The sequence below is a fragment of the Clostridium sp. L2-50 genome (assembly GCF_000154245.1).
In the GTDB taxonomy this organism is placed as follows: Bacteria; Bacillota; Clostridia; order Lachnospirales; family Lachnospiraceae; genus Coprococcus.
On the sequence record NZ_DS480318.1, the window covers coordinates 129,128 to 153,891 of the forward strand.

Genomic DNA, 24,764 nt, shown 5'->3' on the forward strand with positions numbered 1-24,764 from the left:
TACTTAAGTTGCGTATTTTGCAACTTTATGTACCGTTACGTCGAGGAATAGAGCGCAAGCGTCTTGCGGAATAATAGTTGTATTACATGCCACGCCAAAAACGGCATTACTAAAATTAAAATTGAAGTTGGTCGAGGTTTTTGCCGTAGGCAGGGAGGAAGTCGGACAGGAAATGGGTAACTTCCGGAAGGTCGGCAGCAAGCTTGTCGACAGCAGCCTTTGTGGATTCGTAGGCACTGGAAAATTCCGGATTGCCGACAGAAGTTTCTTCCATACATTTGATAAGAGCGGACAGCTTATCCGCAGCCTTTACAAGCTTCCAGATATATTCATCCCCGGACTGACGAAAGAAGAGCGGTTCATACTGTGGCTTCATCTCATCCGGCAGTTTGTTTAACAGCTTATAGCAGGCTGTTTTCTCGATCATTTTAAATGATTCCTTGATGTCATCATTATAATACTTGACCGGAGTCGGCATATCACCGGTTATGATCTCTGAAGCGTCATGGTATAGCCCGATCAGAGCAGCCCGTTCCGCATTCAGATCCTTTTCGTAGTAAGTATTGCCGATCACGGCAAGGGCATGAGCGATAATACTGACTTCCAGACTGTGTTCACACAGATTTTCTTCCCTTGTATTCCGCATCAACGCCCAGCGGTCGATGTATTTCATTCTCGAAATCATAGCAAAAAAATTATATTCCATCTTTCAATCTCCTTGTTGTATGTATGCAGATATTTGCAAAGATATATACCCGCTACACCTTGTTTGAACTAAAAACCGCCCACAGTCTGGAATATTGCATACTGTTATGCAGCAAGCCTTTCCGAGCGTCGGTACTTAAGCTGCGTCTTTTGCAGCTTTATGTACCGCTACGTTGAGGAACAGAGCGAAAGCGTCTTGCGGAATAATAGCTATGCAATATGACAGACCTAGACCTCTGGTGGCTTTTTCGTTCTAATACAACTGGGTAAATATCTGCATACAGATTATCTTATTCCTTGTGGAAAAATTCGTACACCATTTCGGCGGCGTTCCGGTTCATGGATGACACCTGCATCAGTTCATCGACGGATGCCTCCCGGATCTTTGCGATATCCTTGAAATAGCCCATCAGATCCTTTCGTCTGGCAGGGCCGATGCCCGGTATATCCTCAAGGATCGAATGTACCTGAGATTTGCTTCTGAGGCTTCTGTGATATTCGATGGCAAAACGGTGGGCTTCATCCTGCAAACGGGTGACCATGTCAAATGCCTGAGTATTTTTCGGAAATTCCACTTCTTTATTGTTAAAATACAGACCTCTGGTTCTGTGGTAGTCATCCTTTACCATGCCGCAGACCGGAATGTTCAGATGCAGCTCGTTAAGAACCTCCAGAGCAATGTTGACCTGTCCCTTACCACCATCCATCATAAGGATGTCAGGATAGACCTTAAAACGTTCATCGGTAAATCGTCTTGTCAGAACTTCACGCATACTGGCGTAGTCATCCGGTCCGTCGATCGTTCTTAATTTGAATTTGCGGTATTCATTTGGCCTGGCTTTTCCATTTTCAAAGACCACCATTGAAGCAACCGAATGGTAGCCGCTGATGTGCGAGATATCGAAGGCTTCCAGCCGTTTGGCCGACGGAACTCCGATCAGCTCCGCCAGTTCCTTTGCTGCGCCTTCTGTTCGTGCCTGCTCCCGTTTCAGCTTTTCTGTATCCTGTGTCAGAACAAGAAAGGCATTGTCGCGCGCAAGCTTTAACAGCTTGGCTTTGTCACCTTTTTGAGGGGTGAGGATGTGCACAAGATTCCCCCGCCGCTCGCTTAAGTATTGTTCGATCAGCTCCTGCTCATTTACTTCATGCTCCAGAATGATCTCCTTAGGGAGAAATGGAGTAGAAGCGTAATACTGCTTTAAAAATGCAGCCATAATATCTCCATAAGATTCCGACTGCACACCGGTCATATGGAAATGCTCTCTGCCGATCATCTTGCCGTTACGGATGAAGAAGACAGAGATAACGCCCTCGTTCATGTTGTTGGCAGCCATTGCGATCACGTCACGGTCATCGGTTGTTGTGTTGTCAACACGCTGTTTTGATGCGATATGTTTAATGCTTTCGATCAGATCACGAACCTCTGCCGCCTGTTCAAATTCCATGTCGGCTGCAAGCTGTTTCATCTTTTCTTCCAGCTCCTTTACCGTCTGCCGGTGATGTCCGGTCAGAAAATGAATTGCCTGTTCCACCTGCCTGCCGTAGTCCTCTTTTGAGATGTAACCCTGACAGGGAGCCTTGCATTGCCCAATGTGGTAATACAGACATGGACGATCCAACCCTGTTTCCTGCGGTAGCTTTTTGTTGCAGCTACGCAGATGATACAGCTTCTTTAACAGATCAATGGTATCCTTGACGGCACCTGCATTAGTATAAGGACCAAAATATCTGGCATGATCCCGGTGCATCTGATGCGAGAACAGAATACGAGGAAAATCCTCGTTGACTGTGATCTTGATGTATGGGTAGCTTTTGTCATCCGTAAGCATGGTATTATAGTGCGGACGGTGTTCCTTGATCAGGTTGCATTCCAGCACCAGCGCTTCAATTTCGGATTCGCAGATGATATATTCAAACCACGCGATGTGGCTGACCATTTTTTCGATTTTAGGTGAGCGTTTATATCCTGCCTGAAAATACTGGTGTACCCGGTTATACAGATCAATGGCTTTGCCGACATAGATGATTTCATCGGTCTTATTATGCATCAGATAGACACCCGGTGTATGAGGCAGTTTTTTTAATTCTTCTTCAAAATTAAACATACTTTGAATTAATTTCCTTTCCGCTGTTTATTCTAAAAATAACAGGTTCACACATAAAAATCAGTATAACACAAGATACAGAAAACAGGTGGCTTTTTTCCTGAAAAAATGAATTGATGAATTGACGATAAATAGGTTGTAGAATATAATGAAACAAGAACTGAAACTAGGGAAAACAGGAGGAGAAGATGGTTTACAGTATAACAGTATCCAAACTCATAGAGAAAATGAATCTGAAGAATTATACACCGGAGATCGATACCGATAAGGTGCTGATCCAGGATCCGGGTATGAACCGCCCGGCGGTACAGTTTGGAGGATTCTTTGAACATTTCGATGCAGGACGTATCCAGATATGCGGAAATGTAGAACATGCCTATATCGCAGCAATGCATACAGAGGAAGAAAATATCAAGATCATAAATGAATTTTTTTCGTATAAACCGCCATGTCTGATATTCTGCCGGGATCTCGAACCGTATGAATTTATTATAGAAGCAGGAAAGAAGCATGGAGTGCCTGTCCTTACATCCAGTGCAGTTACATCTGCATTTGTACATGAGGTAGACCGTTGGCTCCATGTAGAATTGGCACCAAGAATATCCGTACATGCCGTACTGGTCGATGTATACGGCGAAGGTGTTCTGATCATGGGCGAGAGTGGCATCGGTAAATCAGAGGCTGCTCTGGAACTGATCAAGAGAGGGCACCGTCTGGTTGCGGATGATGTGGTAGAGATCAAGAAGGTCAGTGATGCTACTCTGGTTGGACGTGCACCGGATATCACCAGACACTTTATCGAGCTTCGTGGTATCGGAATCATTGACGTAAAATCCCTGTTTGGTGTAGAATGTGTAAAGCTGGATCAGAATATCGATCTGGTTATCAATCTGGAAGAGTGGAGCAAGGATACGGAGTATGACCGTTTGGGTCTGGAAGACCAGTATACGGAATTCCTTGGAAATAAAGTCGTAAGTCATAACATCCCGATCCGTCCGGGTAGAAATATCGCGATTATTGTTGAATCTGCCGCGGTTAACCACAGACAGAAGAAGATGGGATATAATGCAGCACAGGAATTATATAACAGAGTGACGCAGAATATCATGAAGGGCAATGCAAATAAGGAGGAGCAGTAGAAAATGGCAAACTATGTATTTGGAGTAGACATCGGAGGAACAACTGTAAAGATCGGTCTGTTTACAATACAGGGCGAGATGGTTGAGAAATGGGAGATCACAACAAGAACAGATGAAGGTGGAAAGTATATTTTAAACGATATCGCAGCATCTGTTGAAGATAAACTGGCAGAGAAGAAGATCGAGAAGTCTGATGTGGCAGGTGTTGGAATGGGTGTTCCGGGTCCTGTAAAGGCAGATGGAACTGTTATCAAATGTGTAAATCTTGGATGGGGAATCTTCAATGTAGAAGAAGAACTCAGTAAATTATTAGACCTTCCTGTGAAAGCCGGAAATGATGCGAACATGGCAGCCCTCGGCGAGATGTGGCAGGGTGGCGGAAAAGGCCACAAGGATATCGTCATGGTAACACTCGGAACCGGTGTCGGCGGTGGTATTATTTTAAATGGAAAGATGCTCGCAGGAACCAACGGTGCAGGCGGGGAGATTGGACATATCTGTGTAAATGATGACGAGACAGAAGTCTGCGGATGCGGCAACAAGGGCTGTCTTGAGCAGTACACATCAGCAACCGGTATCGTTCGTATGGCAAAGATCATTTTAAATACAACAGACAAGCCATCCAAGCTTCGTCAGATTCAGTATATCTCAGCGAAAGAGATATTTGACGCAGCAAAAGAAGGTGATGAAGTTGCGGCAACACTGGTAGAGAACCATGGAAAGGTTCTTGGAAAAGCACTTGCACAGATTGCCTGTGTAGTAGATCCTGAGATCTTCGTGATCGGTGGCGGTGTATCCAGAGCAGGAGATATACTTATCAATACAACCGCTAAATATTTTGCACAGTATGCTTTCCATGCATGCAGACAGACCAAGTTCGCACTTGCTACACTTGGTAATGATGCAGGTATGTATGGTGGCGCATGCAGTATACTGAACCAGTAAAATGTATTAAGTAAACTATGTGTAAATTACATAAATTGGATTGAAACACCCTGAAATTTCTATACATTTTTAATATTGAATTCTAAAAGCCTTTAATGTATGATATTGTGTGGTAGCGTTCGAGATTTTGAGAAATCAACCGGAACAGCATGCAAAATCTTATATTAAGGGCTTTGTTTTGTCTATCAGGTTTGAAAGATTCTTGAGAGTTCGGAATAGAAAACAGGTCAGGAGTTTGTAGTTGTATGGCATCGTTTTATGAGAGAGCAGCAGCGATCACAGGAGAAAACAGAATAAAAACAAAAGAGCCTTTGAACCGATATACAACTTTTCGGATAGGCGGGGAAGCAGATTTTATGGCAGAACCGGAAAAACCGGAACAGATCGCAGAGCTTGTAGATCTGTGTAAAGAAGAAAACGTTCCATTTTTTATTATGGGAAATGGAAGTAACTTACTGGTATCAGATAACGGCTATCGTGGAATGATCATTCATATAGCAGATGGAATGTCTAAAATCATGGTAGATGGAACAAGGATCACTGCACAGGCCGGTGCATCCCTGATCAAAGCAGCAGTAACGGCAAAACAGCATGAACTGACCGGAATGGAATTCGCATCAGGAATACCGGGAAGTGTTGGAGGTGCTGTTTATATGAATGCCGGAGCATATGGAGGAGAGATGAAGCATATTATTTCATCCGTAAAAGTGCTGGATCAAAACGGACAGATTTATGATATTTCAGGTTCGGATATGGAATTTGGTTATCGCCACAGTAAGGCTGAGAAGGATGGTCTGGTCGTATTGGAAGCTGAATTTGAGCTTCAGACAGGAGATGCAGCTCAGATAGATGCAGAGATGAAGCGACTGGCAGAATCCAGAATTTCAAAGCAGCCACTTGAATATCCGTCGGCAGGTTCGACCTTTAAGAGACCGGAGGGATATTTTGCAGGGAAACTGATCATGGATGCAGGACTTCGCGGTTATACTGTAGGAGGAGCCCAGGTATCAGAGAAACATTGTGGTTTTGTGGTGAACAAAGGCGGCGCAACAGCGGCTGATGTCATGCAGTTGGTAAACGATGTAAAGAAAATGGTAAAAGACAGCTCCGGTGTGGATCTGGAGCTTGAGATAAAGACACTGGGGGCATTCTAGGATGAGATTTGTAATTGTAACAGGAATGAGCGGTGCAGGAAAAACAACAGCGATGAAAACGCTGGAAGATGCAGGATATTTCTGCGTAGATAATCTTCCAATCCAGCTTATCAAACGTTTTGCGGAAATTGCATACGATGAACAGATTCAGGTAGATAATGTGGCGATCAGTGTGGACATTCGAAGCGGAAGAGCGTTAAGCCAGTTGAATGCCTGTCTGAATGATATGAAAGAAAATGGGTATCAGTATGAGATCCTCTTTATGGAGTGCTCAGATGAGAAACTGGTAAAACGATTTAAAGAAACAAGAAGAAATCATCCGTTATCTGCTAAGAATGGAAGAATTATAGATGGTATAAAAAAAGAAAGAGAATTGATCAGCTTTATCAAGGATGAAGCGGATTATATTATAGATACAACGAATCTTCTGGTAAGGGAATTTAAATCTGAACTGGATAAAATATTTGTCCAGAATATGGAATATGGGAATTTTATCATTACCATCATGTCATTTGGATTCAAATACGGAATCCCGAGAGACTCCGATATTGTGCAGGATGTGAGATTCCTGCCGAATCCTTATTATGATGAAGAGCTACGTCCGCTTACCGGAAATGATAAAGTGATTCAGGATTATGTCATGAACTGTGAGGAAGGACCGGAATTTCTGGACAAATTCATTGATCTGGTGCAATTTCTGATTCCCAATTATATTAAAGAGGGAAAAAATCAGCTTGTTATCTCGATCGGATGCACCGGTGGCAAACATCGTTCCGTAACGATTGCGAATGAAGTATATAATCGCCTGCAGAAATCCACATACACTGTGAGAATATATCACCGTGATATCGGAAAAGATGCAGTTGTAAAGAAATTATAGAAAAGGAGTGAGGCATATGTCCTTTTCCTCGGAAGTAAAAGCAGAGCTTGCCAAGAATATCAGCAACGCAAGACATTGCAGAATAGCGGAACTTTCAGGAATGATGTCCATGGTGGCAGATGTGTGGTACAGAAATGGTTCACTCTTTAAATTATGTATAACAACAGAACGAAGTATTATAGCAAAGACAATGGCATCACTGATAAAGGTGTTGTTTGACATCCGTATGGAATGTTCGGTGAAAAGAACAGGTAGTAACAGCCGAATCTATCGAATGGTACTGGATCGGCCGGACGAGATCGAACGGATGCTGCAGACTTTGAAGCTTTCCCCGGATTTTAGGATTTCACAGAAGGGTGTGACAAAAGTAAGCTGTCAGGATATGACAGTGAATCGAATGGTAGTACAGCAACAGTGCTGTAAGCGGGCATTTATCAAAGGTGTATTTATGACATCGGGGTCCGTCAGTGATCCTAAAAAAGGATATCATCTGGAGATTGTCTGTGATAATGAAGACCGGGCGGGAATGATTGAGAAGATTATGGCGGAGCTTGATATCGAGAGTCGTATTATTGCCAGAAAAAAATACAGTGTCTGTTATATAAAAGATGGAACCATGATCGTTGATGTGTTAAATATCATGGGCGCTCACATTTCTCTGATGAATATGGAGAATGTGAGAATATTGAAGGATATCAGTAATAATGTTAATCGCAGGGTAAACTGTGAAGCCGCGAATCTGAACAAAACAGTCAGTGCTGCGGTCCGTCAGATTCAGGATATAAATTATGTGATAGAGACAAGAGGTATCACATATCTCCCGGATAATCTGAGAGAACTGGCGGAACTTCGTCTGGAAGAACCGGATGCATCCCTGAAAGAATTAGGTGAGATGATGAATCCCCCCATTGGAAAATCGGGAGTCAATCATAGATTAAGAAAAATAAGTGAAATAGCAGATGACCTAAGACAAAAGTCGTATGTGTAGGAGGAAAAAATGTTAGAAAAAACAGTTAAGGTAGCTATGACCGAAGGAACCGAAGAAAGACCGGTAGCAGTTCTTGTACAGATTGCAAGCCAGTATGAGAGTCAGATCCATCTGGTATCGGATGACAAGAAGATCAATGCAAAGAGCATTATGGGAATGATGAGCATGGGATTTACAGAAGGGCAGGAGATCACAATTATCGCAGATGGCAAAGATGCGGAAGCTGCAGTAAATGAGATCGCGGATTACCTGACAGCAAATGCATAAATTCTTCCGGCAATTAATTGGTGTTTTTATTGCACGCTTTGTTTGAATGTGATAAAATCAATTTATTAATGGACATGTGTCATCGGAGGAAGTAGATATGGGATTTTTTGATGGGATTTTTAAGAAAATACCTTTCGTATCCAGATTTTCTAAAAAGAAAGCACCGGTCAATAACGTAGAGTTACAGTATAATAAGGCGATGAACCTTATGGATAACGGAGATTCGGAAGAATCGGTTAAAATACTGGAGCAGGTTTCAGACATTGGTATAATGGATACCCAGTATAAATCATATGGGGATGACGCCCTGCTTGCACTGGCAGAATTTTATGAAAAGGGTGTTTATCGTAATGCAAAGACAAATGTAGATATGAATAAATCTACAAAATACTACGAGAAGTATGTAAATCAGAACCGTGACGGAGATGTTATTTACAAACTTGCCAAGATGATGCTGGAGATTCAGAATTTCTCAAAAGCAATCAAGTATTTTGAAATAGCCGCAACCGATTATGGCATCAAGGCAGCATATATGAGCCTTGGTTCTATTTATGAGAGCGGATTGAACCGAATCGATGAATATGGAAATAAGAGTGATTTTGTAGTTCCTGCTGATCTGGAAAAGGCAATGCAGTGGTATAAGAAGCTTGCAGATGCAGGCGATGCAAAGGCAAAGGCTTCATATGAACGTGTACTATATGCGAGCACACATGAGGACAGCCTGGAATTTGAAGAAAAAGATAAGCTGTATACAGAGATTTCCCAGAGAAGAAAAGAAAAGGGAAAAGAACCGAGATACAAGGTGATTGAGGCCTCCAGACTTCAGTATCAGTATTCCTATGTACATAATCAGGTGGAAGGTTATATTCACAAGCTTCCGAAAGACTGGGTGAAGACCATCAATGAGTCAACAGGCGAAGAATATTACGCACCAAGCCTTACATATAAAGATTTTGCAATCTATGTTTATTACGACAGTATACCAAAGGATTCTAAGAAGACGTTGGAAAACTATCTGAGATATTGTAATGATGCATTTGACGAAGATTTACAGTTGAAAGCATATATTACAGAGTATGCAGATGGTATCTGCACGACATACTACCATAAGGATATGGAAAAGGGTATTGTTTCATTTGCGTTCTATCAGGGAAGACGACTGGCATGTATGCGTTTCGTATGTGCAACGATGGAGATCATTGAACAGTACGAGGAGATTATCTTCGAGGTAGCAAACTCATTTGCATTTATTGATCCGACACTGGTCAGTGAAGAAAGTGCAAACCGGAGAGATATGCAGTATTACAATGAAGCAATCTACTGCTATTATCTGGAAGATTATGAAGGCGCAATGAAGGCTGCAAAGCAGGCTTTGAAGTTTGGCAGTATCAAGGCAAGTTATCTGCTTGTAGAACTGTATTATGATGAAGACAGTCCATATCGTGATCTGGAAAAAACGATCAGTTATGCAAAGCAGTTATTTGAAGCAACCAAGGATCCTGAACTTGCATTTCTGATCGGAAATGTCTACGATCAGCAGATGAAGGATTACATGAAAGCATTGAATTGGTACGAGAACGCAGAGAGATTGGGACACAAGAGAGTTGCATTCTATCTGGGACGTATTTATTACTATGGTCTGCTCCGTACCAAGAGAGACGGAAGAAAGGCTCTGGAATATTTTAAAAAGGCAAGAGCGAATGGTATACCGGAAGCAGAGGGCTATATTAAGGATCTGGAGGAACTGAAGGGTGAAGATCTTCAGACGGCCGTTGAGAAATGGGAAAGAGCGGTTCAGGCAGGAAGTGAATCCGCGGCAATTAAGATCGCGATGATGAAACAGCAGCAGATTTTCTATATAGCAACGCCGTACGAGATTGAAAAAGCATATCTGGAAGCACTTGGACTTGGAAGTGCCAGAGCAGGATATGAACTTGGACGTATCTATCAGCTTCAGGAGAAACAGGAAAATTATAAGGGCGAGATTAAGAGCATCAAGTATTTTGAGAAAGCCTTTAATGCGAACTTTGATGACTGGGATAAGGAAAACTTATTCAAGGTTATCAATTACAAGGTTGAAAAAGGTCTCGATAACGAAGAGGCTATCAAGCTCTATATTGAAAATGCAAGTATGGGTTACGTTCCGGCTATTGAGAAGCTGTTTGAACTGGTTCCGTTTACGACACAGCAGATTTGGAGTCTGTATGATGCACTGATCGAGCTTGCAGAGACCGGTGATGAGACTGCTATCGTAGCGATGAACAAACTGGAAATGCATTATGTGGATCTGATCATCCGTGAACCGGGTAAGGGACAGAAGATTGTGGAGAATAAGTTCTTCCGCCTGTGCGTTCCAAAAGAGTGCTCAGCAACGATCAATGATGAAGGCGGTACTATCAAGCTTGCCGATTCTGTTGTTGAATTTGCGGTAGCTGAGATGCCTGTCAATGCGACAGCAGAGCAGGATTATCTTAAGATCTATAAACTGATCGTATCAGAGTATCTGCCGGATGAGAATGCAGAAGTTATTATTGCGAACTCCAGAATGATCGGTTCGGCGATCAGAAGTTCAAAGGATAATATACATACATACAGTATTCTTTTGATCAGTTCAAAGAACCAGTATATCTTCAAGCTTAGTTCGAAGGATAAACGTGAGATGATGCAGTTCAAGGATGTATTGAATTCGATTGCTAAATCTCTGGTTGAGACCGGCGAGATCTATAAGGCAACAGGTGAAAACAGAAAGAATATTGGTCTTGCATTCCTTCTTAAGGCAAATGAGAATGGATTCCTTTCGATAGGAAAAGATGCTTAATAGAATTTAGAACAGTATGTTTTAAAGCAGTATCTTGCCCGAAGAGTAATTCTTCGGGCAAGTGTCTGTTGAAGCAGTATGTAGAAATGGCAAATGCGTTTGTCGTAGAGGTGAGTACAAATGTTTAGAAATATCATGAACGATCTGGCAACATGGTATGAGATTGGAGAAAATAAAGCAGCACTCATTAGAGGAGGAAAGTTTGTAGGAAAGACATGGGCAGCCCTTGATTTCGCTACAGGCTTTTTTGACGAACACATTCTTATCAATCTGGAGCAGTATCCGGATTTTTGCCAGTATATTTCAAAGGAGCGAAAGCCTGAGAAGCTTCATGCGAAATTAACGACCTCACTGGATAAATACGACTTTCAGGGCAAGTTATTGATTTTTGACAATGTACAGCTCAGTACGATGGCGGTACCAAATCTGGTAGAGTATGCGAAGGTAAGTAACAATGTGCGAATCTGTATGCTTGCAACTGTTAATGGACCGTTACCGGGTGAAGCGGAATGTCAGGATGATCTCTTTGTATACGAGTTGATGCCGATGACTTTTGATGAATTCTTAAAAGCCGGAAAGGGGCGTAAACTCTGGAAATATATCGAGAACCAGAGACTGGAAGGATTGCCGGAAGAGGTACGTAAAAGCATAGATACAATGTTGGATGCATTTTTAGTGACCGGGGGAATGCCGGAAGCGGTAAATGCATATTACAAAAATGAAAATTTTGAAGAAGTTGAAGGTATTTTGCAAAAAACACTTGACAAAATGACCGAATATATAGTAAAAGTAACACCGAAGAAACTTTTAACAAAGGTTATGTTGATCTGGAACAGTATTCCTGTTCAGCTTACCAAAGAGAATAAAAAGTTTATGTACGGATATGTAGATCCCAAGGCGAGAGCCAGAGAGTACGAGTCGTCTGTTGACCATCTTGTACGGATCGGAGTTGTCCGTCAGGTATATCGTATAAGACACGGGGTGTTACCACTTGCAGAGCAGGTGGATGAGAAATCCTTTGAGATTTATCATTTGGATCACGGTCTTTTAAGAATTATGGCAGGCATTCATTATAATGATATAGATAAGACCAATATCGTTGATACGATGGATGGTATGATAGCCGAGCAGTATGCACTAGAAGAATTATATGCGAATAAGAATATTGGCAAGCTGTTCTTCTGGATATCATCTGCAACAGCAAAGGTTGATTTTGTGTATGAAGGTGATGGCGAGGTTGTACCGGTTGATGTACAGACAGAGCCACATACCAAGGCACAGAGTTCCAAGGTGTTCAAGCAGAGATATGACAATGCGACGTCTATCAGAATCTCAACAGATGATATGTATATGAATAACGGACTTTTAAATGTTCCGTTATACGGCATCTGGAATTTTTAACAAACGCCGAAATAGCTCAGTTGGTAGAGCAACGCATTCGTAATGCGTGGGTCGAGGGTTCGAGTCCCTTTTTCGGCTTTAAACCTTATACCCCGAAACCTAAGAGAAAGCAAGGGCTTCGGGGTATTTTTTATGCCTTAAAATGGTTTTAGGGGCAGAATTATGAAAATTCTCAGGTAACTGCTTTCTTGGGTGTTGGCAAAAAGGGTAAAATGAAATACAATAAAAATCGAACAATATTTAGAATGAAATCGGAGATGAAAAGTTTCATGAATATGAACTGGTATAAACATTTGAAAACGATCAACCATCATAAGTGGCTGGTTATGAAGAATTGCTTTCGGGTAGGCTTATATAAACAGGGACTGCTGCATGATCTGTCCAAATATTCATGGACGGAGTTCTCGGTAGGTGTGAAGTATTATCAGGGAGATCGCAGCCCAAACGACGCGGAGCGTGAAGAAAAAGGATATACAAGCGCATGGCTGCACCACAAGGGAAGAAACAAGCATCATCTGGAATATTGGGTAGATTACAGTATGGATCGCTCCGGTGCATTGGCAGGCTGTAAAATGCCGGAGAAGTATGTGGTCGAGATGTTCTGCGACCGGATTGCAGCAAGTAAGAATTATAATAAAGAGAAGTATAATGATTCCTATCCACTGGAATATTTCAGAAAAGGAAAAGCAAGAAGAAATCATCTGCTTCATCCGGAGACGGATGCACTGCTTGAAAGTCTGCTTGTAATGTTGGCAGAAAAAGGAGAAGATTATACCTTTGACTATATACGACGTGAAGTGCTGCATAATAAAAGACCGAAGAAAAAGCAGAAATAAGATCGTTATCGGCAGTAACGTCAGACCGGAGAAAGTATATAAACGGAAGAGAGGCTGAAAAGCCGGAGGGATAAATATGGATTTTACACATTTACATGTGCATACGGAATATAGTTTGTTGGATGGATCGGCGAAGATCAAGAGTCTGGTGAAACGCGCGAAGGAACTGGGGTATGATTCGCTTGCGATCACTGATCACGGCGTTATGTATGGTGTTATTGATTTTTATGAGGCAGCAAGGGCAGAGGGGATCAAGCCGATCATAGGCTGCGAGATCTATGTCAGCCCGGGATCACGATTTGACCGTGAGAATACCAGAGGAGAGGAACGATACTATCATCTGGTGCTGCTGGCAGAGAACAATCAGGGATATAAGAACCTGTCAAAGATTGTATCCAGAGGATTTACCGAGGGATTTTATTATAAGCCGAGAGTAGACATGGAAGTGCTGGAACAATATCACGAGGGTATTATTGCGCTTTCAGCCTGTCTGGCAGGCGAGGTTGCGGTCAACTTAAGAAAGAACAACTATGAGGAAGCCAAAGAGGCAGCGCTCCGTCATTTGAAGATATTTGGAGAAAATAATTATTTCCTCGAGATGCAGGATCATGGACTGGCAGAGCAGGCGACGGTAAATGCGGGTGTTATGCGGTTGTCCAAAGAGTTGGGTATTCCTATGGTCGTAACTAATGATTCTCACTATATCCTTGCGGAGGACTGGGAGGCACACGATGTTCTTCTGTGTATCCAGACGAACCGTAAGGTACATGATGAAGATCGTATGCGCTATACAGGCGGACAGTATTACCTGAAATCCAAAGAAGAAATGTATAAGCTTTTCCCTTATGCGAAGGAAGCGCTTGCAAATACACAGAAGATTGCAGACCGTTGTAATGTAGAGATCGTATTTGGTGAGCAGAAGGTGCCGGAATTTGATGTGCCGGATGGGCTGACAGCCGAGGAGTATCTGGAAAAACTCTGTATGGAGGGTATCAGGAAGCGTTATAATCCGGTAACACCGGAGTTGATGGAGCGCCTGACCTATGAGATCAATACGATCAAGAAAATGGGATATGTGGATTATTTCCTGATTGTATCAGACTTTATAAGATATGCCAAGGATCATGGGATTGCGGTTGGTCCCGGCCGTGGATCTGCAGCGGGCAGTATCGTGGCCTATTGTCTGGAGATTACGAATATTGATCCGATCCGTTACAATCTTCTGTTTGAACGATTTCTGAATCCGGAGCGAGTATCTATGCCTGATATCGATGTGGATTTCTGTTATGAGAGAAGACAGGAGGTTATCGATTATGTTGTCCGTAAATATGGAAAAGAAAAGGTAGTACAGATTGTAACCTTCCAGACGATGGCAGCACGAAATGTTATCCGCGATGTCGGTCGTGCGTTGGATCTTCCGTATGCACTCTGTGATTCGGTAGCGAAGACAATTCCGATGGAGATCGGTATGAATATTGATACAGCTCTGAAGGTCAGCAAGGAGCTGAAGGAGATGTATGAGGGAAATGCAGATGTCAAGCAGTTGATTGATATGGCAAGGAAGTTAGAGGGACTTCCGAGAAATACCGGTATGCATGCGGCTGGTGTCGTAATCGGCAGAGATTCTATCGATGAATATGTACCGCTTGCAAGAGGCGGTGATGATTCGATCATCACACAGTTTACAATGACTACGATCGAACGGTTAGGACTTCTGAAAATGGACTTCCTCGGACTTCGTACTCTGACCGTTATTCAGGATGCGGTGAAGTTCATAAAGCAGGAGACCGGAGTTGATATTGATATCGACCATATCGATTATGACGATAAGAAAGTATTTGAGTTAATTACTTCAGGAAAGACAGAAGGTATCTTCCAGCTTGAAAGTTCCGGTATGAAGAGCTTTATGAAGGAGCTAAAGCCTCAGAGTCTGGAAGATGTCATAGCAGGAATCTCTCTGTATCGTCCGGGTCCTATGGATTTTATTCCGAACTATATCAATGGTAAGGAACATCCTGAGAAGATCACCTATGATGTGCCGGAACTTCAGGAAATCCTGGAACCGACCTATGGCTGTATCGTATATCAGGAACAGGTTATGCAGATCGTTATGAAGCTTGCAGGATATACACTTGGACGAAGCGATCTGGTACGCCGTGCTATGTCTAAGAAAAAAGCGGATGTCATGGCGAAGGAACGACAGTATTTCGTATATGGAAATGAAGAATTAGGAGTGCCGGGCTGTATCGCCCGAGGTATCCCGGAGGCAACTGCAAATAAGATTTTCGATGATATGACGGATTTTGCAAAATATGCATTTAACAAATCCCATGCAGCAGCGTACGCGGTTGTTGCCTATCAGACGGCATTTTTAAAATGCTATTATCCGGTTGAATTCATGGCGGCGCTGATGTCATCGGTAAAGGATAACAGTTCCAAGGTCGCAGGCTATATCCAGTCCTGCCGCCAGATGGGAATCCGGATCCTGCCGCCGGATATCAATGAAGGCTACAGCGGATTCTCAGCAGCCAAGGGTGCGATACGATATGGCATGTCAGGAATCAAGAGTGTCGGAAGTGCAGTAGTAGACCGGATCGTAGAAGAACGGGAGGCAAATGGGCCATATAAAGACATGAAGGACTTCCTGGTTCGTATGACACCGAAGGAGACAAATAAGAAGACTGTTGAGGCGTTGATCCTTGGAGGTGCATTTGACAGCTTTGGCGTGAAGAGACGTCAGATGATGATGGCATATCCGATGATGATCGATGAAGTCTATAAAGAGCGGAAGAATTTATCTGCAGGACAGATGTCATTTGCAGAATTCTTTGGCGGTGAGTTTGCAGAAGCTGCAAAGACGAAATTTCCGGATGTAGAGGAATATGACGAGCAGGAGAAGCTGGCACTTGAGAAATCCGTACTGGGTATCTATATATCCGGCCACCCGCTTCTTGATTATGAGAAACTGATGAGTGAGAAAACGGCATTTTCATCGGTGGATTTCATGATCGATGAGGAAGAAGGACGTGCAAGAGTTCAGGATCAGAGTATCTGTATTCTTGGCGGTATGGTAGCAGATGTTACGGTAAAAATGACGAAGAATAATCAGAATATGGCGTTTGTAACACTGGAGGATATGGTCGGACAAACGGAGATCATCGTATTCCCTAAGAAATATGAAGATTATCGTGAGAAGCTGACGGCAGATAATAAGATCTTCGTAAAGGGACGTGCAACGGTATCCGAGGAGGATGCGAAGCTGATCGCTGAGGAGATCCTGACCTTTGATGAGGTTGTGGCCGGAAATGATTTCAGCCGTTATAATAACAGCGGCAGAATGAAGCCACGCAGAGAAAATGCAGGAAAACCGGAATTTACAGAAGGTGATCTTCAGGTCTGGGTATGTTTTGACGATAGAAAAGAATATGATGAACTGGAGAAGGATTTCCTGTCGATTCTTGAAGAATATAAAGGAAACTGTCCGGTATACATATTCATAAAACAGGAAAAACAGTATAAGAATATGGGCAGAGGTTTTATGGTTGATGGCGCTTCCGGTATTGTTGACCGGTTGAAGCTGGAATATGGTGTCAGCCGTGTGACGGTTCGCCCGAACAAGAAGAAATAGCAGAGTTCCGGCGTGTATATATGGTGGCTGTGAATGATATTTAGAATAGATAAATGACAGGAGGATGCAGATATGGAGATCATTACTGCAAATTCAAATCCCAAGATAAAGAATATAAACAAGCTAAATAAAAATGCGTCATTTCGCAAAGAAGAACAGGTGTTTATAGTAGAAGGAATCCGTATGTTCCGGGAACTTCCGGTTGATCGTGTTAAGCAGGTATTTGTATCGGAAACGGCATATCAGAGATATGGAACCGAGCTTCCGGAAAAAGGAATCACGGAACAGGACAGACGACTGGTTGTCGTATCAGACAGCGTATTCCGATCGATGTCGCAGACGAAGACACCGCAGGGACTTCTTGCTGTCGTTGAGAGATATCATTATACAATGGAAGATTTGATTTCTGTGATGGATAAACGCGAGAACGGAAATACTTTCTTAGTTCTGGAATCTATACAGGATCCGGGTAATCTCGGTACGATCGTGCGGACGGCAGAGGCTGCCGATGTTACAGGTATTATTATTGGAGGAGATTCCTGTGATATATACAATCCGAAAGTGGTACGATCCACAATGGGAACGATCTTCCGTGTGCCGTTTGTCTATGTGGATGATCCGGCGAAGGCGGTTGACCGGTTGAAAGAACATGGGATCGTTGTCTATGGGGCGCATTTGGATGGATGTGACCTGTATGCAGGGAAGCTTAAAAGAAACAATGCGTTTCTGATCGGAAATGAAGGAAACGGACTGACCGATGAGTTATCATCAAAGGCTGATCGTCTGCTCCGTATTCCGATGGCAGGACAGGTGGAATCATTAAATGCTGCAATATCGGCAACCCTTCTTGCGTATGAAGCATACAGACAACGCAGATGATTAGAAATATGTGATATTAAAAAGGAGCCGGGCTTATATAGTCCGGCTTTATTCTATTTATTCAATTAATTTGCCCTAACTCCCGATATAAGACAAAACAAGACAAAAAAAAGCAGCATATCTTCCGGTATAAAAGAATATATTTTATGGTATACATTCGAAGGGATATACCAGAAGGGAGAAAAAACATGGAAAAAACATTAAACAATAACCAGGTGATCGTAGCGGGGGAGATTGCATCAGACTTTACATTCAGTCATGAGATCTTCGGAGAAGGATTTTATATGGTGGATCTTGTCGTTGCCAGACTGAGTGATACCTATGACGTAATACCACTTATGGTGTCTGATCGGTTATTTGATGTAGAGAATTCCCATATCGGGGAAAAGGTGATGGCGAGAGGACAGTTTCGGTCTTATAACAAGCATGAAGAGACGAGAAACCGTCTGATCTTATCGGTATTTGTCAGGGAGATATCGGTACTGGATGAAGATGATGAGGAAGCAGAGAATAAGCCGAATCAGATCTATCTGGACGGTTATATATGCAAAGAACCGGTGTACCGTATGACACCACTGGGACGGGAGATCGCAGATATTCTGCTGGCAGTCAACCGGGCATATGGCAAGAGCGACTATATTCCTTGCATCTGCTGGGGCAGAAACGCAAGATTTGCGGGAAAACTGAAGGTGGGCGAGCATGTCGCTGTATGGGGCAGGATCCAGAGCCGGGAATACCAGAAACGAATCGGGAATGATCAGATCATCAGCAAGACTGCTTATGAGGTATCTGTCAGCAAAATGGAATGCCTGGAGTAGACCGGTAAAGGGACAGTAAAGCAATGAACAGACAGGGAAAAGAAGTCGTTACATATTGACAGAAACAGACAGGAATGATATAGTAATTTTATCTAATGGAAAAAAGAAAAATTCAGTAGAGGCGCGGTATTTATCAGTAAATATATGGATATATATGGAGGTAGATGATATGTGTTGAAAGGGGATACCGCCGAAGGAAGCAGTTATCCATAGAGCTGTAACCTGGTTGTGCAGCGAATAACTGTATGACTGTCATCGTCACAGATGGAGGGCTACTTTTTAAAGAAGTATATTATTTCTAAAGGTCGGCGCTCGTATGCCGACCTTTAGTGCTGTATGGATACAGTAAAGAGAGTTCCGCGACGATTTTATGTATTAGATTTTAAGGAGGAAAATTTCATGTCAATTTTTGAAGGATCAGGTGTAGCTTTAGTAACACCGTTTAAGGAGAATGGTGAGGTTGATTTCGATAAGATGAAAGAACTCGTTGAATTCCATATTGCAAATGGTACAGATGCCATTATAGTATGTGGAACAACAGGTGAAGCATCCACATTATCACATGAAGAACACCTTGCATGTATAAAAGCATGTGTAGAATATGTAGATCACAGAATCCCTGTTATCGCAGGCGCAGGTTCTAATTGTACAGGAACAGCCATTTATCTTTCTACAGAAGCAGAAAGCTATGGCGTAGATGGATTGTTGTTAGTAACACCATATTACAACAAGGCAACTCAGAACGGTCTGATCGCGCACTTTACAGCTATTGCAAATTCTGTAAAGGTTCCGATCATCTTATATAATGTACCATCCCGTACAGGATGTAACATTCAGCCGGAGACAGCGGTTACACTTGCAAAGACTGTGCCGAATATCGTAGGTATCAAGGAAGCATCCGGTAATATCGCACAGGTTGTTAAGCTGGCAAAGCTGGCAGACGGCTGTATTGATATTTATTCCGGTAACGATGATCAGGTAGTACCGCTTCTGTCATTAGGCGGAAAAGGTGTTATCTCAGTAACAGCAAATATCGCTCCGAGAGATGTACATGATATGGTTAAGAAGTTCATGGATGGCGATGTAAAGGAAAGTCTTGATATTCAGTTAAAGATGATCGATCTGTGTGAGTCACTGTTCTGTGAAGTAAATCCGATCCCTGTTAAGAAGGCAGTTGAGCTTATGGGCTTATGCGGCGGAACGATGAGAATGCCATTAACAGAGATGGAGCCGGCACATGTAGAGAAGTTAAAGGCTGCAATGACAGCATACGGCTTACTTTAAAAAAGAAACTACAGATGATCTGATAAAGAGCCATTCTGTATGATATAGACAAAGATGGACAGAAGGGATACAGGAATCTGTCTGCAGTATATAAAATCCCGCAGGCTCTGCGGGATTTTTGTTTACGCGGTTACGTAAGCCAAAGTTCATGCCGCATGAGAATCTGGCGGCTGCCGCGGATGAATGAGTAAAACACAGGATAAATGGAGGAAAAGAACATGGTTCGAATCATAATGCATGGATGTAACGGTAAGATGGGACAGGTGATCACAGGACTTGTAGCAGATGATCCAAATGCACAGATCGTTGCAGGTATTGATATAGCAGATAACAGAGATAACGGATATCCGGTATTTACAGATATTAAGAAGTGTGATGTGGCAGCAGATGTAATCGTTGATTTTGCAGCAGCAGCGGCAGTGGACGCACTTCTTGATTACAGCGTGGAGAAACAGATCCCGGTAGTTCTCTGTACAACCGGTTTAAGTGATGAACAGCTTGCAAGGGTAAAAGAGAGCAGTAAGAAGGTTGCGATCTTAAAGTCAGCCAATATGTCGCTTGGAATCAATACTCTTATGAAGCTGTTAAAGGATGCTGCAAATGTATTTGCACCGGCAGGCTATGATATCGAGATCGTTGAGAAGCATCATAACCAGAAGGTAGATGCACCATCCGGAACAGCGATAGCACTTGCGGATTCTATTAATGAAGCAAGAGGCGGAGAATATGAATATGTCTACGACAGAAGTCAGGTCAGAAAAAAGAGAGATAAGAAAGAGATTGGTATCTCAGCCGTTCGTGGCGGAACGATCGTTGGTGAACATGAGGTCATCTTTGCAGGAATTGACGAAGTGATCGAATTCAAGCATACTGCATATTCCAAGTCAGTATTTGCAAAGGGTGCGGTAGAAGCCGCAAAATTCCTGGCAGGAAAACCGGCAGGCATGTATGATATGGCAGATGTGATAGGATAGGAGAAACAATGAAACCAGAAAAGGTTGTATTATGTGCTAGTTCGAAGTACGAACAGAAATTTTATCTGAATGAGGAGTTTAAAGGACTTCCGGAAGAAATAAAAAAAGAATTAAAAATCATGTGTGTATTGTTTACAGAGGATGTAGGTGGTATACTGAGGCTTGAATTTGACCAGGAAGGAAGCCTGAATCTTGTAACAGAGGCATTTGATGAAGATCTGTTATATGATGAGATCGGATGCGAATTGAAGATCAAGCAGTTACAGAAGGACAAGCAGCAGCTGTTTTCCAGTCTGGAATTGTTTTATAAGGTGTTTTATCTGGAAGACTATTAGAGGTGAGAGATGCTATTTGCAATTGATGTAGGAAATACGAATATCACGATGGGATTGTTTGACGGGAAAAAGTTAGAGAAGACATTCCGTATGACGACAGGAATATCGAGAACTTCAGACGAATTTGGTGTGTTTTTGGGAGAGTTGCTCAGAATGAGAAATCTTCCGTTAGATGTGATCGATGAAGTTATCATTGCATCTGTAGTGCCGAATGTGATGCATTCCTTGACAAACGGAATAAGGAAATATTTCAAACTTGATCCTCTGATCGTAGAGCCGGGAGTAAAGACAGGTATTAATATTGCAATTCCAAATCCAAGGCAGCTCGGGGCAGACCGTATTGTAGATGCGGTAGCCGCGTATCATATGTATGGCGGGCCTGTGTTGGTGATCGATTTTGGAACAGCAACCACATATGATCTGGTAAATGGAGATGGTTCATTTATAGCAGGAGTAACATCGCCGGGTATCCGTCTGGGTGCAAATGCATTATGGAGCGGAACTGCGAAGCTGCCGGAAATCGAGATCAAAGTGCCGGATACGATACTCTGTAAGGATACGATCTCCAGTATGCAGGCAGGTGTATGCCTTGGGTATATCGGACAGACCGAATACATTGTAAAACGTATGCGGAAGGAATCCGGTTTTGATAATATGAAGGTTGTTGCGACCGGTGGACTCGGTAAGATGATCTATGAGAATACCGATTGCATCGATACTTATGATCCGGATCTGACCTTATATGGATTACGAATTATTATGGATAAACAAAAACAGGCATAGGAGTATTTATGGATTTTACGAATAAACTTGTTTTGGCGCCAATGGCTGGGGTATGTGACCAGCCATTTCGTTTGTTGGCAAAGGAACAGGGCTGCGATATTTTATATACGGAAATGATCAGTGCAAAGGGCTTGTACTATGATAATAAGAACACAGTTCCGCTGCTTGCGGTTTCGCCGGAAGAAGATCCGATCGGTGTGCAGTTATTTGGGTCAGACCCGGAGCTGCTTGCAGAGATGGCGAAGAAGATCGAAGATCGTGGATTTGCATTTGTCGATGTGAATATGGGTTGTCCGGTTCCGAAGATTGTGAATAACGGCGAGGGATCTGCGCTGATGAAGAATCCGCTGTTAATAGGAAAGATCGTGTCGGCAATGACAAAAGCATGTAAGCTTCCGGTTACCATTAAGATCCGAAGCGGCTTTGACAGTGAGCATATCAATGCACCCGAGGTTGCACATATAGCGGAGGAAAGCGGTGTGGCTGCCGTGGCTGTACATGGCAGGACCAGAGAGCAATATTATCATGGCCATGCGGACTGGGGAGTGATCGCAGACGTGAAAGCGGCAGTGAATATCCCTGTGATCGGAAATGGGGATATCCTGACACCCGAGGATGTGATTCGGATGAAAGAACAGACGAACTGTGATGCTTTTATGATAGGAAGAGGTGCACGAGGCAATCCATGGATCTTCCATGAATTAAAGACATACTTTGAGACAGGAGAGATTCCGCCAAGACCGGATAAGCAGCAGGTGAAGGAAACAATGCTCCGTCATGCCAGGCTGATGATCGATTTTAAAGGAGAGTTTACAGGGATTCATGAGATGCGGAAGCATGTTGCCTGGTATTCGGCAGGTATGTATGATTCTTCCAGACTCCGGAATCTGATCAATCAGGTAGAGAGCTATGATGAGATGGTGGAGCTGCTTGATGCATGGACGGATGGAATGCTGCTTTAAGTCATGTATGAATCCGCAGGTGTGTTTTTGGGGGCTGATTGGTTCTATATGTAAACAAATGACTCATTTCGTTTCTATTCGATACACTCAACTTATTTGTCAGCAGTCGCCCAAACTCGCCCTGATAGGCTCAAACATGGGCTTGGTGCTGACTGTTAGGGTGTATCTCATAACGAAACTATATGAACGTCCTTGGTTACATATAGAACCAGCCAGCCCCCCAAAAACACACCTGCGAATTCAGATACAGACTTGGTGTGTCAGACATTAGAAACAAATAGAGATGATTTTGAAATATATGCAGCTGGATGCGTGTGCGATTCAAAATTATTTCTATTTTTTTTAAGAAAAAATGCAGTTTTGATGCTAAAAATTAAGAATTTATCTTTGTGGAAGTGTCCAATGTGCCAAGTTGTTGCATAAATGTTAAGATGTTAAAATATGCAAAATGCACAATACACAATTATTAAAATTATATAAAAATACCATATTATTTTGGTAAAATATTTTGTAGCTACGACATAATTAATAAAAATGGCTGGTTTGCTTGACCTTTTGATTGTCAGGCATTATAATAACGATACAAACAAGAGTTAATCTTTTTGTAACAATTTCGAAACTGAAAAGAAATCAAGGAGAGAAAATTATGAAGAAATTTTCAAGCTCCAGCCAGATGTTTTCAGAAAATATTAAGAAATATCTGATGAGAGCAGGTATTGTTGTAGTATCCACTTCCCTCGGAGTTGCATCATTTGTCACTCTGGCTTCGGATGAATCACGAGTTCATTCAAAAGCAAAGCTGGTAGCTGTTTCACAGCTTGAATCTACAGCAATCGAAGATACGAAGGTTGAATATTCTAAGATAGAATACACAGATTTACAGAAGTCCATCAATGATGCCGATATGTTGGCAAAGGTTGAGAAGACAAGTAAAGAGACAGAAGCCGTTGCTCTTGCAGCAAAGGAAGATAAAGTTGATCTTCTTACAGTTGAAGACAGAACAGAAGCAACTGCTGAGGAACCAACAGAAGTTACAACTGAGGCAACAACCGCTGAGGCAACAACGACAGAAACGACTACAGAGGAGCCGGCATCTTCATCAGAAGAGATGGCACTCGCAAAGAAGAGCAAGAAAGCAAAGAAGACAACAGAGAGCGTAGGCGATGAGAAGCAGCAGCGTGGTATCGAAGCTACAGAAGCTACGGAAGAAGCTACAGCTGGTGCAATCTATGTAGAAGATGACAGCTATCAGCCGGGAACTTATCTTGGTACATTCACAACAACAGCTTACTGCGGATGTTCATACTGTTGTGGTAAGTCCGATGGAATTACAGCCAGCGGTACATATGCTACAGAAGGAAGAACAATTGCGGCACCAAGTAATTTTGCGTTTGGTACAGAACTTATCATTGATGGTCACACATATGTCGTAGAGGACAGAGGTGGTGCAATTCGTGGTAACAGAATCGATATTTTCTTCTCAAGCCATCAGGCAGCTTTAAACTACGGAAGAAGAACTGTTGACGTATATGTCAAATAATTCAGTATAGACAGAGTGGGACAGAACCCTTTGGGTTCTGTCCTTTTTGCGTAGCGAGTAGACCATGCCCTGCTCACTGTGTGGCAACGATAAAGCCCATGTGTAGTAACAGCCTTCTATGATCGGGAATGACTCATTTCGTTTCTATTCGACACACTCGCCTATTTGTCAGCAGTCGCCCTAACTCACCCTGTGGGTTCAGACAAGGGCTTGATGCTGACAGCTAGAGTGTATCTCATTACGAAACTACATGAATGTCATTCCCGATCATAGAAGATTGTTGCCACACATGGGTTTTATCTGTTATATATATCATGAATAAG

20 protein-coding genes, 1 tRNA gene and 1 riboswitch are annotated in these 24,764 nt (G+C 42.7%); of the genes, 19 read left to right on the forward strand and 2 right to left on the reverse strand.

Annotated elements, in window-relative coordinates; all coding sequences use genetic code 11:
- Window positions 1–115: 115 nt before the first annotated feature.
- Both yfbR and uvrC read right to left on the reverse strand, forming a co-directional pair.
- A complete protein-coding gene (yfbR, locus tag CLOL250_RS05940; protein ID WP_008401342.1) occupies window positions 116–706 on the reverse strand; it encodes a 5'-deoxynucleotidase in 591 nt (196 codons plus the stop codon).
- A gap of 289 nt (window positions 707–995) precedes the next feature.
- Window positions 996–2,810: an excinuclease ABC subunit UvrC gene (uvrC, locus tag CLOL250_RS05945; protein ID WP_008401343.1), complete on the reverse strand. Its 1,815-nt coding sequence runs from the start codon at window positions 2,808–2,810 to the stop codon at window positions 996–998.
- Window positions 2,811–2,998: 188 nt separating this feature from the next.
- On the opposite strand from uvrC, the gene hprK reads away from it, so the two are divergent.
- From hprK to CLOL250_RS13300, 19 genes are all read left to right on the forward strand, one after another.
- A complete protein-coding gene (gene hprK / locus CLOL250_RS05950) occupies window positions 2,999–3,949 on the forward strand; it encodes an HPr(Ser) kinase/phosphatase (protein ID WP_008401344.1) in 951 nt (316 codons plus the stop codon).
- A gap of 3 nt (window positions 3,950–3,952) precedes the next feature.
- Complete coding sequence (locus CLOL250_RS05955) at window positions 3,953–4,894, forward strand: ROK family glucokinase (RefSeq protein WP_008401345.1); 942 nt, start codon at window positions 3,953–3,955, stop codon at window positions 4,892–4,894.
- A 245-nt stretch (window positions 4,895–5,139) separates the two neighbouring features.
- Window positions 5,140–6,048: a UDP-N-acetylmuramate dehydrogenase gene (gene murB, locus CLOL250_RS05960; protein ID WP_008401346.1), complete on the forward strand. Its 909-nt coding sequence runs from the start codon at window positions 5,140–5,142 to the stop codon at window positions 6,046–6,048.
- Between the two features lies 1 nt (window position 6,049).
- The gene (gene rapZ / locus CLOL250_RS05965) at window positions 6,050–6,928 is read left to right on the forward strand and encodes an RNase adapter RapZ (RefSeq protein ID WP_008401347.1); all 879 of its coding nucleotides are present in this window, start codon (window positions 6,050–6,052) and stop codon (window positions 6,926–6,928) included.
- 16 nt (window positions 6,929–6,944) lie between these two features.
- Window positions 6,945–7,916, forward strand: coding sequence for a DNA-binding protein WhiA (whiA, locus tag CLOL250_RS05970; RefSeq protein ID WP_008401348.1), 972 nt, complete (start codon window positions 6,945–6,947; stop codon window positions 7,914–7,916).
- Between the two features lie 9 nt (window positions 7,917–7,925).
- A complete protein-coding gene (locus CLOL250_RS05975; RefSeq protein WP_008401349.1) occupies window positions 7,926–8,183 on the forward strand; it encodes an HPr family phosphocarrier protein in 258 nt (85 codons plus the stop codon).
- A 97-nt stretch (window positions 8,184–8,280) separates the two neighbouring features.
- Window positions 8,281–11,001, forward strand: coding sequence for a tetratricopeptide repeat protein (locus CLOL250_RS05980; RefSeq protein WP_008401350.1), 2,721 nt, complete (start codon window positions 8,281–8,283; stop codon window positions 10,999–11,001).
- A gap of 120 nt (window positions 11,002–11,121) precedes the next feature.
- Window positions 11,122–12,402: a DUF4143 domain-containing protein gene (locus tag CLOL250_RS05985; protein ID WP_008401351.1), complete on the forward strand. Its 1,281-nt coding sequence runs from the start codon at window positions 11,122–11,124 to the stop codon at window positions 12,400–12,402.
- Window positions 12,403–12,407: 5 nt separating this feature from the next.
- Window positions 12,408–12,480 (forward strand) — tRNA-Thr (locus CLOL250_RS05990).
- Window positions 12,481–12,677: 197 nt separating this feature from the next.
- The gene (locus CLOL250_RS05995) at window positions 12,678–13,238 is read left to right on the forward strand and encodes a DUF5662 family protein (protein ID WP_044945368.1); all 561 of its coding nucleotides are present in this window, start codon (window positions 12,678–12,680) and stop codon (window positions 13,236–13,238) included.
- A gap of 76 nt (window positions 13,239–13,314) precedes the next feature.
- Window positions 13,315–16,866: a DNA polymerase III subunit alpha gene (locus CLOL250_RS06000; RefSeq protein WP_008401353.1), complete on the forward strand. Its 3,552-nt coding sequence runs from the start codon at window positions 13,315–13,317 to the stop codon at window positions 16,864–16,866.
- A gap of 72 nt (window positions 16,867–16,938) precedes the next feature.
- Entirely contained in the window at window positions 16,939–17,745 is an 807-nt protein-coding gene (locus tag CLOL250_RS06005) for a TrmH family RNA methyltransferase (protein WP_008401354.1), read from the forward strand.
- Window positions 17,746–17,933: 188 nt separating this feature from the next.
- A complete protein-coding gene (locus CLOL250_RS06010) occupies window positions 17,934–18,563 on the forward strand; it encodes a single-stranded DNA-binding protein (protein ID WP_069591596.1) in 630 nt (209 codons plus the stop codon).
- 108 nt (window positions 18,564–18,671) lie between these two features.
- Window positions 18,672–18,846, forward strand: a riboswitch (Lysine riboswitch).
- A 116-nt stretch (window positions 18,847–18,962) separates the two neighbouring features.
- The gene (gene dapA, locus CLOL250_RS06015; RefSeq protein ID WP_044945265.1) at window positions 18,963–19,847 is read left to right on the forward strand and encodes a 4-hydroxy-tetrahydrodipicolinate synthase; all 885 of its coding nucleotides are present in this window, start codon (window positions 18,963–18,965) and stop codon (window positions 19,845–19,847) included.
- A 218-nt stretch (window positions 19,848–20,065) separates the two neighbouring features.
- The gene (gene dapB / locus CLOL250_RS06020) at window positions 20,066–20,821 is read left to right on the forward strand and encodes a 4-hydroxy-tetrahydrodipicolinate reductase (protein WP_044945267.1); all 756 of its coding nucleotides are present in this window, start codon (window positions 20,066–20,068) and stop codon (window positions 20,819–20,821) included.
- 8 nt (window positions 20,822–20,829) lie between these two features.
- On the forward strand, window positions 20,830–21,156 hold the full coding sequence (locus CLOL250_RS06025; protein ID WP_008401359.1) for a DUF6145 family protein: 327 nt from the start codon (window positions 20,830–20,832) through the stop codon (window positions 21,154–21,156).
- Window positions 21,157–21,165: 9 nt separating this feature from the next.
- Window positions 21,166–21,939 (forward strand): type III pantothenate kinase, encoded by a 774-nt coding sequence (locus tag CLOL250_RS06030; RefSeq protein ID WP_008401360.1) that lies wholly within the window; start codon window positions 21,166–21,168, stop codon window positions 21,937–21,939.
- An 8-nt stretch (window positions 21,940–21,947) separates the two neighbouring features.
- Window positions 21,948–22,901, forward strand: a complete 954-nt coding sequence (dusB, locus tag CLOL250_RS06035; protein ID WP_008401362.1) for a tRNA dihydrouridine synthase DusB — start codon at window positions 21,948–21,950, stop codon at window positions 22,899–22,901.
- A gap of 646 nt (window positions 22,902–23,547) precedes the next feature.
- The gene (locus CLOL250_RS13300; RefSeq protein WP_049941090.1) at window positions 23,548–24,441 is read left to right on the forward strand and encodes a 3D domain-containing protein; all 894 of its coding nucleotides are present in this window, start codon (window positions 23,548–23,550) and stop codon (window positions 24,439–24,441) included.
- The last annotated feature ends 323 nt before the right edge of the window (window positions 24,442–24,764 follow it).